The organism is Klebsiella sp. GB_Kp056 (assembly GCF_040064755.1).
GTDB classification, from domain to species: Bacteria; Pseudomonadota; Gammaproteobacteria; order Enterobacterales; family Enterobacteriaceae; genus Klebsiella; species Klebsiella quasipneumoniae.
This window is the reverse complement of record NZ_JBEAJA010000065.1, coordinates 42,402-53,725: the sequence shown is the minus strand read 5'-3', so window position 1 is coordinate 53,725 and position 11,324 is coordinate 42,402. Positions and strand designations below refer to the sequence as shown.

Annotated in this window: 9 protein-coding genes and 1 pseudogene; 5 read left to right on the top strand and 5 right to left on the bottom strand. The window is 52.3% G+C overall.

The features are described 5' to 3' along the window. The 3 genes and pseudogenes from ABLV52_RS22830 to ABLV52_RS22820 form a co-directional block, all read right to left on the bottom strand. A pseudogene (locus ABLV52_RS22830) lies at positions 1-70 on the bottom strand (oxaloacetate decarboxylase gamma chain); the annotation flags it as partial. An 8-nt stretch (positions 71-78) separates the two neighbouring features. Beyond that, a complete protein-coding gene (locus ABLV52_RS22825) occupies positions 79-1,368 on the bottom strand; it encodes an Nramp family divalent metal transporter (RefSeq protein ID WP_032454646.1) in 1,290 nt (429 codons plus the stop codon). 129 nt (positions 1,369-1,497) lie between these two features. Then, positions 1,498-2,430 (bottom strand): dihydrodipicolinate synthase family protein, encoded by a 933-nt coding sequence (locus ABLV52_RS22820; protein ID WP_060589674.1) that lies wholly within the window; start codon positions 2,428-2,430, stop codon positions 1,498-1,500. Positions 2,431-2,722: 292 nt separating this feature from the next. Between ABLV52_RS22820 and ABLV52_RS22815 the strand changes: the two genes are divergently transcribed. After that, entirely contained in the window at positions 2,723-3,745 is a 1,023-nt protein-coding gene (locus ABLV52_RS22815) for a LacI family DNA-binding transcriptional regulator (protein WP_032454644.1), read from the top strand. Between the two features lie 79 nt (positions 3,746-3,824). On the opposite strand, the gene ABLV52_RS22810 is transcribed toward ABLV52_RS22815, so the two are convergent. After that, the gene (locus tag ABLV52_RS22810; protein ID WP_348890956.1) at positions 3,825-4,577 is read right to left on the bottom strand and encodes an oligogalacturonate-specific porin KdgM family protein; all 753 of its coding nucleotides are present in this window, start codon (positions 4,575-4,577) and stop codon (positions 3,825-3,827) included. 519 nt (positions 4,578-5,096) lie between these two features. On the opposite strand from ABLV52_RS22810, the gene ABLV52_RS22805 reads away from it, so the two are divergent. The 4 genes from ABLV52_RS22805 (at position 5,097) to araC (ending at position 10,798) form a co-directional block, all read left to right on the top strand. Next, positions 5,097-6,434, top strand: a complete 1,338-nt coding sequence (locus tag ABLV52_RS22805; RefSeq protein WP_023291742.1) for a hemolysin family protein — start codon at positions 5,097-5,099, stop codon at positions 6,432-6,434. Positions 6,435-6,634: 200 nt separating this feature from the next. Then, positions 6,635-7,867, top strand: coding sequence for an oligosaccharide MFS transporter (locus ABLV52_RS22800; RefSeq protein WP_032454642.1), 1,233 nt, complete (start codon positions 6,635-6,637; stop codon positions 7,865-7,867). Between the two features lie 18 nt (positions 7,868-7,885). Further along, positions 7,886-9,895 carry a beta-galactosidase gene (locus ABLV52_RS22795; RefSeq protein ID WP_348890955.1) on the top strand — a complete coding sequence of 670 codons (2,010 nt, stop codon included), beginning with the start codon at positions 7,886-7,888 and terminating at the stop codon, positions 9,893-9,895. A gap of 30 nt (positions 9,896-9,925) precedes the next feature. Next, on the top strand, positions 9,926-10,798 hold the full coding sequence (gene araC / locus ABLV52_RS22790) for an arabinose operon transcriptional regulator AraC (protein WP_023291739.1): 873 nt from the start codon (positions 9,926-9,928) through the stop codon (positions 10,796-10,798). Between the two features lie 61 nt (positions 10,799-10,859). On the opposite strand, the gene ABLV52_RS22785 is transcribed toward araC, so the two are convergent. After that, complete coding sequence (locus ABLV52_RS22785) at positions 10,860-11,066, bottom strand: DUF1107 domain-containing protein (protein ID WP_002886707.1); 207 nt, start codon at positions 11,064-11,066, stop codon at positions 10,860-10,862. Between the last annotated feature and the right edge of the window lie 258 nt (positions 11,067-11,324).

Here is an 11,324-nt window from a genome sequence, read left to right as displayed (position 1 = left end):
ACGCCAGCACGAACCCCATGCCGAGGCACATCAGGGTGAAGCCTTCACCCAGCAGGACGGCATCAGTCATACTCCACCTCAAAACATGGTAGAAAGAGAGGATATAAATTTAGGTAAGGTGTTAATCAAGGCGACGAGAGTGAGTAACAAACAAAAGAGATAGCTGATCACCATACATATTTGTAATAACCTTGGCGTCTTATATCCTTTATTAATATCCTTTCGCCACAGCAGCAGGCAGATAAACAGACCCGCGACAGGCGTCGACACCGCCGTTGCGACATTCGCTAAGTAAATTAACTGCACCGGAGAGCCGCCGAAGCTAAAGCAAATTAACCCCGCAACCACCAGCACCACCATGGATCCCCACTGCACCGCTTTACTTTCCAACGCAGTAGACTTATTGAACCCCGAATTAAGCAGAACAACCCCACGCTGAGTGTTTCCCAACAATGATGAGAAACCCGCCCCCAATAACGCCACTCCCATAATATATTTCGCGGCACGCCCCATGCTTGGCGTCAACAAATCCGCCAGTTGCGCAGGCGTATTAATCGATATCCCTTGGGGAAAAAGGACGATGGCCCCCACCAGAATAATCGCCCCGCTGATCAGCAGTACGCCGATGATATGGGCGACGGTATCGGCCACCATCACGCCATTAAAAAGATCATCTTTCTTCCATTTTTTCTCTTTACCAAGATAGGTACCATAGATCCCGGTCGTCAGAGAGGCATTGGTGCTAATAAAGCCCAACGCCGCGACTAAACTGCCCGCGGGAAAGATCCAGTGCGTTAATCCTTCGCCACTGGCTTTCCAGTCCGGTCCTCCTGTTCCCACCAGCGTGATATAAAAGGCAAAAATCATTGCCACAATACAAATGGTGATCCCCTTCTCGACTTTGGAATAAACACCTTTAGAAAAATAGCAATAGATCATCACCGCAATCATTATTAGCGCGCCGAGTTTCCAGTCGATGCCGAAAACCAGGTTCATGCCCGCTCCGGTCCCCGAGATATTCCCCATGGTAAAAAAAAGGCAAGCTAAAAAAGTGGCGACGCCGACAAAGCCTGCGGCGACTTTGCCATAATAATGACGGATAGCTTCTATCGACGGCATCCCGGTGAGCATGGAGATACGATAGGTCGTCAACATGAAGGTGATCCCCATAAAGGCAATGGGGATCAGCAGCCATAGCAGGGAATAGCCATAGTCCGCCCCTAACATCGACGCGGTGGTGATGGCGCCGGGACCGACCACTACGCCGGTGAGAACAATTCCCGGACCAATACGGCGAATTAATTGAGAGAAGGGCAGTATTTCTATTTGTGCGGGTACAGCGGTAGATGTTTTTTCTAAATTACTCATGACAGCCTCATTATAGTATCTTTATAAAAGATTATACGGCCACACTGATATACTGAATAAAACCTGATTATCTGTATTAAAATCAACCCGTATTCATAATGAATACGGGCTCGGTATTCAAATAATAAATTAAATAACCGCTTTTTTAATTCCTGCAGCACGGATAGCCGCTTTGATCTCTTCTTCGGCGCCCGGTTCAAGCGGCAGCAGAGGTGAACGAACGGTCGCATGTTCCAGAATGCCACGTTCAACCAGGGCATGTTTCAACGCCACGGTACCTTCCATATGCGATCCGCGATGATAAACGGCCTTAGTAACTGGTAGCAGGCGATCGTGAACCGCTTTAGCCTTCACATAATCCTGCGCTTTACCGGCTTCCAGCAGTTCCAGCAGGAGTTCCGGAGCAATATTGCCATACCCTACAAGGAAACCATCAATATCAAAGGCGGTATGCAGCAGATATTCATCATGACAGCTGAGGATCTGTAAATCAGGGCGTTCGCGGCGAATAACCGGAATTTCCGTATCCCAGCGGCGCATATTACGCACACCATTTTTCATCGCAAAGACCCCGGGTTGCGCGGAAATATCCAGCATCGTTTCGAGGTTATACGTGGCTTTAGTGACATCCGGATACTGGAAGAGAATAAGGGGTAAGCCGCTCTCTTCGTATACTACGCGATAGCGATCCTGCGGAGCGCCTTTTTGATAGCCAAAACGCAGCCAGCCGTGTGAGGGATACAGCAGACCCGCCGAGGCGCCAGCTTCGACGGCGCGCTGCGCTTCCAGCGCCGCCACTTCTGTCCCTTCGCCAGTAATACCGGCGATCACTGGCACACGGCCATCGGTCGAGTCAACAAAACTACGGATGACGTCGGCCTGCTCCTGCTGAGTCAGGAAGGTACCTTCCCCGGCGTGTCCCAGCACCACCAGGCCTTTCACCCCTTTCACGCTGCCAAGCCAGGAACCTAAGCGTTTGATCGCTTGATGATCAACGCGGCCATCACGGGTAAAAGGGGTAACGGGGGCTGGAACAATACCACGCAAATCAAGTGCTTTCATGTTAACTCCTTTCAAATCTCAATAGATAAAGATGATAAACCTTCTTTCTTGAAATCGATTGCAGGAACGATTGCAAGTCAATTGAAATGTCTTCCCTTTACCTCCCAAGATCAAGGGGACTCTGCTAATAAATGCAGTTGGAATCACAAAAATGAGCGGCTTAAATGTTTATCAATCTGCATTACGTGATCTATTTCCCACATTGTTACTTACCACCGCTCGCGCCAATTAAGTTGCGTGGAAGAAATAACTACGAATACAATCTCAGCTGAATTTAAACAGGGAATGGGCCATGGGAAATCAGTCATCTTCAGAACAAAACGGAAGAACAATCACGATGCAGGATGTGGCCCGCGCCGCAGGTGTGAGTGTTTCAACTGTTTCGCGCGTGCTGGATGAACGCCTTCCCCCATCCCGTAGCCCCTCCGCTGAGAAAATACGTGAAGCGGCGAAGCAGTTGGGCTATCGACGAGACTACGTGGCGTCCAGTTTGCGCCGTGGCGATACGGGCACGATAGGCGTTCTGGTCCCGAGATTGACCGATACCGTCACGGCGATGTTCTATGAAGCGGTCTCTCAGGCCGCCGCGCGTCAGGGTTATTTCACGGTGGTAGCAACCTGCGGCAACGATCCGGAAACCGAAGAGCGAGCCACGCAATCTCTGCTTGATCGTCGGGTGGACGGCCTGATCCTTTCCACTTGTCGGCTGGGTGACCGCCTGCCCCAGCAGCTGCGGGAAAAACAGATCAACCATGTTTTAGCATTAAGGACCGACGGCATTAGCCCGTCAGCGGTGGGTGATGACGAACTGGGGGGCTATCTGGCGACCCGCCACTTACTGGATTTAGGCCACCGGGAAATCGGCATCATTGCCGGCCCGAATTTCTCATCGAGTACGTTAAACCGGCAAAAAGGTTTCCTGCGCGCCATGCAGGAAGCGCAGGCAGAGGTGAATCCCCACTGGTGGCGAGATTCCGACTTTACCATTGTGGCTGGTGAAAACGCCGGTTATGAAATACTGAATAGCCCTTCCCGCCCCAGCGCTATTTTCGCCGTCAATGATGACCTGGCTATCGGGGTGATGGCCGCCGCGCACCGGCTTGGCCTGCAGATTGGCAACGACGTGTCGTTGGTAGGCTATAACGACATTCCTTTGGTCAGCCGCCTGCCGATACCCTTAACGTCGGTGAAAACGCCCCTCGATCAGCTTGCCAGCCATGCCGTTGAGCTGCTGCTAAGCAATCACGCGGAAAATCCCCAGCGCTATTCTCTGCCCACGCTGATCCCCCGCGCCTCCACGCGACCATATCGCTAAACGGCGCGCAATCCTGGCCCAAAGGCGTGACTGGGCCAGGGGAAGCAACCAATATTATTTCTTGCGCGTCAGGGTGAGATTAAAGCGTAAACGTCATTCCAATTCGATAACGGGACTCTGAAATTTTATTTTGGCCGTCATGGTAACCCTGTTTCCCGAGATAATCATATTCGATATAGGGACTGAACCAGTCATTCCATTTATAGCGTAGCGTAAAGGCATTTTCTGTCGCCGACGATTTGTCATTCCTGTATTTATAATCGTCATTAACGTGTCGATAAACGGTGCCTTGATATAAGGCGCTCCATTGCGCGTTAAATTTATAGTTAACATAGATATCCAGGCGATTGACGCTGTCCCGATGCGACTCGCCGGCGCTATTGACCGTTTCGTAAGTGTTGTAGTCATAGCGGTAACGCAGGCCAAAGGTGAGGTCTGGCGTGGATTTAACATTAACGCGCAGATAAGGCCGCAGTTGGGTACCTTTGCTGCTCCAGTGATAGATCCCGCCTGGTTGCAACGTCCATTTTTCGGCGAATGGCCAACTATAGTTGACCTCTATTTCATTGTAATCGACCGTACTGTCGCCAAAGGAGTGGGACCCATCGGCTTTATCGGTACCATTTTTTCCCTGGTGGTTATTTTTATTGTTTTTATTATCCATCTCCATACTCGCCCACCAGCCGTTTTGCCACCCCTGACTGACTTTATAGCGAGATTCGTAGGAGTGACTCCCTGCCCGATATCCACCTCTGACATCAAAAGTCAGGGCGTGACTGACTGTAGGTATCCCAAGCGCGCAACATACGATAAAACCGATTTTTTTATGCATATTTCATCCCTAAAATTGATCATTATTCAATGAAACGGAAAATAATATGACGGCACTAATATATTTATAAAATTAATGTGAGAACGTTTGCTATATCGTTTTCATTGGCCGGTATGATTCAATTTCCGAATATAAATGGTCAAGCCGCTAAAAATATCCTTGCTATTGTCCTCACAAATTTTCAGGTTTTTTCATCAGGCACTGCGCATTTTTGTGATCCATGCGCGCCCTCTATTACCAGAGTAGACCTCACCTCTCGCCAGATCATCAGCACGCTTCCTGCTGTAAATAACTATTCACTCTCTTATCATCATATGTACGCTTTTACGATGAGGTGCGGAGGTGAGATACCCGCGTAATTAACAATGATTAATCAATACTCTGGCGATTTTACCGACTGTTACGCTATACTAGCCTCTGAAATTGCCAGCCCGCGCCTGTGGGCGGGTGTTCAAGTAGCTTCCTTTTAGTTCGATCAACTTCCCTTCCGAGGATCTGACCTCAACGGTCAGAAAAGATATGTTAAACAGTATTTTAGTAATACTCTGTCTGATAGCCGTCAGTGCCTTTTTTTCGATATCGGAAATCTCACTGGCCGCCTCACGTAAAATCAAACTGAAACTGCTGGCCGATGAAGGCAACGTCAACGCACAGCGGGTGCTGAAGATGCAGGAGAACCCGGGCACCTTCTTTACCGTTGTGCAGATTGGCCTTAACGCCGTCGCCATTCTGGGCGGTATCGTGGGCGACGCGGCCTTCTCCCCGGCGTTTTATAGCCTGCTCAGCGGGTATATGTCACCGGAGCTCTCCGAGCAGCTGAGCTTCATCATCTCTTTTACCCTGGTCACCAGCTTGTTCATCCTGTTTGCTGACCTGACTCCGAAACGCATCGGTATGATTGCGCCCGAAACCGTGGCCCTGCGCATCATCAACCCGATGCGCTTCTGCCTGTTAGTCTTCCGCCCGCTGGTGTGGTTGTTTAACGGCATGGCTAATATGATCTTCCGCATCTTCAAACTGCCGATGGTGCGGAAAGACGATATCACCTCCGACGATATCTATGCCGTGGTTGAGGCCGGCGCGCTGGCCGGGGTGCTGCGCAAGCAGGAGCATGAGCTGATTGAGAACGTGTTCGAGCTGGAGTCCCGCACCGTTCCTTCCTCCATGACCCCGCGTGAAAGCGTCATTTGGTTTGATTTGCATGAAGACGAGCAGAGCCTGAAGAATAAAGTGGCCGAGCATCCGCACTCGAAGTTCCTCGTCTGTAATGAAGATATCGACCATATTATCGGCTACGTCGATTCCAAAGATCTGCTGAACCGCGTGCTGGCGAACCAGAGCCTGGTGCTGACCGGCGGCGTGCAGATCCGCAACACGCTGATCGTCCCGGATACCCTGACCCTCTCCGAAGCGCTGGAAAGTTTCAAAACCGCCGGGGAAGACTTCGCGGTGATCATGAATGAATATGCGCTGGTGGTCGGGATCATCACCCTTAACGACGTGATGACGACTTTGATGGGCGATCTCGTCGGCCAGGGGCTGGAAGAGCAGATCGTCGCTCGCGATGAAAACTCGTGGCTGATCGATGGCGGTACGCCGATTGATGACGTGATGCGCGTGCTGGATATCGACGAGTTTCCGCAGTCCGGGAACTACGAGACCATCGGCGGCTTTATGATGTTTATGCTGCGTAAAATCCCCAAGCGCACCGACGCGGTGAAGTTCTCCGGCTATAAGTTCGAGGTCGTGGATATCGACAACTACCGTATCGACCAGCTGCTGGTGACCCGCATCGATAACAAGCCAACGGTGCTGGTGCCCAAGCAGTCGGAAGCGGCGGAAAGCCAGAACGCCTGAGCGTCATCTTTTCTCTCTCTTAAGGGCGGATGATCATCCGCCCTTTTTATTGCCCGAATGTGAAGCGGCTCACGCCCCTCTGCCGATAGCAGATTATTACTGCTCCATAGCGAAACGTTCATGACTCCCCCGTGCGCAAAAAGGTAACGTTGCTCGCGTCTACACGATCATATTCCTGAATAAAGGAAGCGAGGGTTACCATGATAACGTCGAATAAAAATTACTTTATCAGCTGTCTGTTTTTCCTGTTTTTCTTTATAGGCTGGGGATGCTGCTACCCCTATTTATCACTGTGGTTAACGGAAACCATCGGTATTAACTACACGGACGTCGGTCTGGTTTATTCTTTCACCGCTATTGTGGCCGTCTGCGTTCAGCCATTATTCGGTTTTATATCGGATAAGCTGGTGTATCGTAAGAATTTGATGTGGATGCTGGCGATCATTATCACCTTATTCGCCCCATACTGGATCTATGTCTTCGCGCCTCTGTTAAAAATAAATGTGTTCCTCGGCGCACTGGCTGGCGGCCTCTATATTGGCATGGCCTACGGCGCAGGCTGCGGGATTTGCGAAGCCTACATCGATAAGGTCAGCCGCGCCTCCGGCTTCGAATTTGGTCGGGCGAGGATGTTCGGCGGCATCGGCGCCGCGATCGGCACCTTTGCGGCAGGAAAGCTCTACGGCATCGATCAGAACATGATTTTCTGGCTGGCCAGCGCGGCAGGTGTCTGCCTGCTGGTGATTGTCTGGAAAATGCAGATCAGCACCCATCAGCAGCAGGGGCTACTGTCTGGCAAAACGTCTCCGGTCACCCTCCGCGATGCCGCCTCGCTGCTGAAAATTAAAAAATTCTGGTTCTTCGCGCTCTATGTGATTGGCGTGGGCGCGGTCTATGAAACCTATGACCAGCAGTTCGCTATCTACTACAGCCACTTCTTTGAGAGTAAAGCCCGGGGCGCAGAAGTCTTCGGTTATTTAACGACAGGACAGATTTTCCTTGATGCCGTCGTCATGTTCTTTGCGCCGTGGTTTGTGAATAAAATCGGCCCCAAAAATGCGCTGTTATACTGCGGGCTGATTATGAGCTTGCGCATTATCGGTTCCGCGTGGGCTATTGGCCCGATATCCATCAGCCTGATTAAACTTCTCCATGGATTTGAAAGCTCGGTGTTACTCGTCGCGGCGCTTAAATATATTACCGCTAACTTTAACCCCCTGCTTTCTGCGACGGTTTACTTAATTGGTTTTCAGTTTTCAAAAAGCTTTAGCTCTATTTTCCTCTCCACCGGCATCGGCCATATGTACCAGAGAATGGGCTTTACCAGCAGCTATATCGTGCTGGGAAGTATCGCCCTGTGCTTCACGCTCATTTCGTTTATCACGCTGGATAAAGCGCGCGTGTTCTCTTCACAACCTGTGCCCGCGAATTAATGTCAGGAGGTAGTCTGCATGTCTCAGTTATTTTATGGCGTGGCGTATTACGATGAATATATGCCGGAAGATCGGCTGGCCAAGGATATTGCCTTAATGCGCGAAACCGGCATTAACGTAGTGCGTATCGCCGAGTCCACATGGAGTACGCTGGAACCCGAAGAGGGCCAGTACAATTTCTACCATATCGACCGGGTGCTGGCGGCGATGCATGAGGCCGGCATCGCGGTCATCGTCGGGACGCCGACCTACGCGGTCCCGGCCTGGCTGGCGGCGAAACATCCCGATATTCTGGTCACCACCGTCACAGGGCAGCAAAAGTATGGCCCACGGCAGATCATGGATATCGTCAACCCGACCTTTCGCCGCTATGCCGAAAAAATTATCCGCACGCTGATGGCGCATGTGCAGCACCATCCGGCAATTATCGGCTGGCAACTGGATAACGAAACCAAGCATTACGACAATATCGGCCGCTATATGCAGGAGGGCTTTGTGCGCAGCCTGCAGGAGAAATATCCTGACCTCCGGCAGCTAAATCACGATTTCGGTCTGGATTACTGGAGCAACCGCATTGACCGCTGGCAGGATTTTCCGCCGGTGGAAAATACCATCAACGCCAGCCTCGCCTGCGCCTTTTTCCGTTATCAGCGCCAGCAGGTCACCGAGTATCTGGCCTGGCAGGCGGAGATCGTGCGCGAGTACGCCCAGCCGCACCAGTTCGTCACCCACAACTTCGATTTTGAATGGCGCGGTTACTCTTACGGCGTGCAGCCGCGGGTCGACCATTTTGCGGCAGCGCAGGCACTGGATATCGCCGGTGTTGATATCTATCACCCGAGCCAGGCGCACCTGACCGGGCGGGAAATCGCCTTCGGCGGCGCCATCACCCGCTCGCTTAAGCCGGGCCAGAACTACTTCGTGCTGGAAACGCAGGCGCAGGGTTTCGCCCAGTGGACTCCCTTCCCGGGGCAGCTGCGCCTGCAGGCGTTCAGCCATATCGCCTCCGGCGCCGCCATGGTCTCCTACTGGCATTGGCATTCAATTCATAACGCCTTCGAAACCTACTGGAAGGGGCTGCTCAGCCACGACTTCTCGCGTAATCCGACCTGGCAGGAGGCCACCACTATCGGGGCTGACTTTGCCCGCCTGTCGCCGCAGCTGGCGGAGCTGAAGGCCGAAAACGACGTTGCGCTGCTGATAAGCAATGAGGCAATGGACGCCCTTAACCAGTTCCGCCCCGGCGACGCCAAGGGCAATATTTATAACGATATTTTCCGCCGCTTCCACGATGCGCTGTATGACCACAATATCAGCCTCGATATCATCCACGACGTCAACGAGGAGACCTCTCGCTACCGGGTGCTGATCGTTCCCGGCCTGTACGCTGCCGATGATGGCCTGCTGGCGCGTATCAACCACTATATCGCCGAGGGCGGCAGAGCGCTTATCGGCTTTAAATCGGGCTTTAGCGATGAAAACGTCAAAGTGCGCCGCAGCGCGCAGCCTGGGATCCTGCGGCAGAGCTGTGGCGTCAGCTACAGCCAGTTCACCCTGCCGGAAGGGACAACGGTAAGCTCATGCTGCGCGGATATTGATTGCCGCAACGACAATCAGGCGGAGCTGTGGATGGAGCTGCTGACGCCCGATGCCGGGACCCGCACTCTGCTGCGCTATCAGCATCCGGCATGGGGCGAGTACGCGGCCGCCACCGAAGCGGATTATGGCCGGGGACGATCGATGTACGTTGGCTTCCTGCCGCAGAAGCGATTGATTAGCCAGCTGTTTGATGTACTCACTGCCGATCTCGCATTGCGCTCGCGCACTTCCGCCTATCGCTACCCATTAGTGGTCAAAAAGATGCGTAATCGCGCCGGGAAAACCATCCACTTCCTGTTCAATTACTCTGGCGAGACGCTCGATTTCGGTAGCGAAACGGCGGGGAACGACCTGCTGAGCGGGGAAACAGTGCGCTGCGGCCAGCCGTTGCGCCTCAGGGCATGGGAATTTACTATCATCGAAAGGTAATGACGCTGCGACGCTCAGGTGGGAGAGAGAATGGAACTTGATATCAATGAGCTACTCAATTTCTCGCCATTGATGAAAACCTTTACCTTCAATGCCTGGGTTGTCGCGGGCTTCACGCCGATAACCCGCGGCTCCAAACTGGACTACTACATTAATCGTCCGCAGGGGATGAAAGGTTACATCATCAATCTGACCCTGCGTGGCCAGGCGCGAGCGAAAGCGGGCGATGGCTTTCTTCTGTGTCGGGAAAACGATCTGCTGCTGTTTCCCCCCGGCGTGCCTCATCATTACGGCAGAGACGAACACAGCGAGTATTGGGACCATCTCTGGATCTACTTTATTCCCCGCCCCTACTGGATAGACTGGCTAAAATGGGACCAAACCACACACGGCATCGGCAAAACGACCGTTGCTGACCCCGACCAGCTCCAGCACCTGCGCGATCTGTTCCATGAAGTGATACGCCACCACTCGGCCTCCGCGCCGCTGTCGGAAGCGCTGGCGATGAACGCCCTGGAAAGGTTGATCCTCCGCTGTTTTCAGCAACAGCCCATCAGCAACCGCCACGCCCACGATCCGCGAATTAACGCCGTCTGCGACTACCTTAACGCCCATATCGCGCAAGAGGTAAAAATCGAGACCCTGGCGGCGATGGTATTTATCTCTCCTTCACGTCTGGCGCACCTTTTCAAAAATGAGCTGGGGCAGACGGTTTACGCCTGGCGGGAAGCTCAGCGCATCAACCGCGCCAGGTGGCTCATTCAGAGCACCACACTCCCGCTTAACAAGATTGCCTTATCGGTGGGTTACAGCGATCCGGTCTATTTCACCCGCTTGTTTCGTAAACATAACGGCATTCCACCGGGGGAGTATCGCAAACGCTATGCGGAGATGAAGGGCTGAAAACATCAACGGCCCCCATCGGGAGCCGTCTTTTACCTACTACGTACTGCTACGTGTCAGGTTATGCCATCTCAGTTTGCAGACGCAACACCTGACGATTGACTTCGGACATCACTGACAGATGCAGCTTGTCCTTGACCTTCGGGATAAGGATTTTGCCCTTATCAAATTCAAATGCGCCAACGTCCTTGATGTACAACCGTCCACGAAACAGGATCTTCACGTACTTCGCCACTTGCAGCGGATTGTAGCGTTGGAAAATTTTCATTCTTCTCTCCTGCCAGGGTTACGCTCCTGTGGTGCCACAGTTAGCCCACGTATCGGGAGCGCAAATTTTAATGCCCTAAAACTATAGTCCAGAATCTCAGAGGGACCCAGTGTGTATAAGTTTATTTACCGTTTGATGACAATAATTCAGAATTTTCGTTTCGGACATACGATGAAGTAAGTATAAGTCGCCGTTTTTCGACTAATTTGTGCGTCAACACGCAAACTGGCATCCTCATTGCGGGTAATCGTCGCCAAT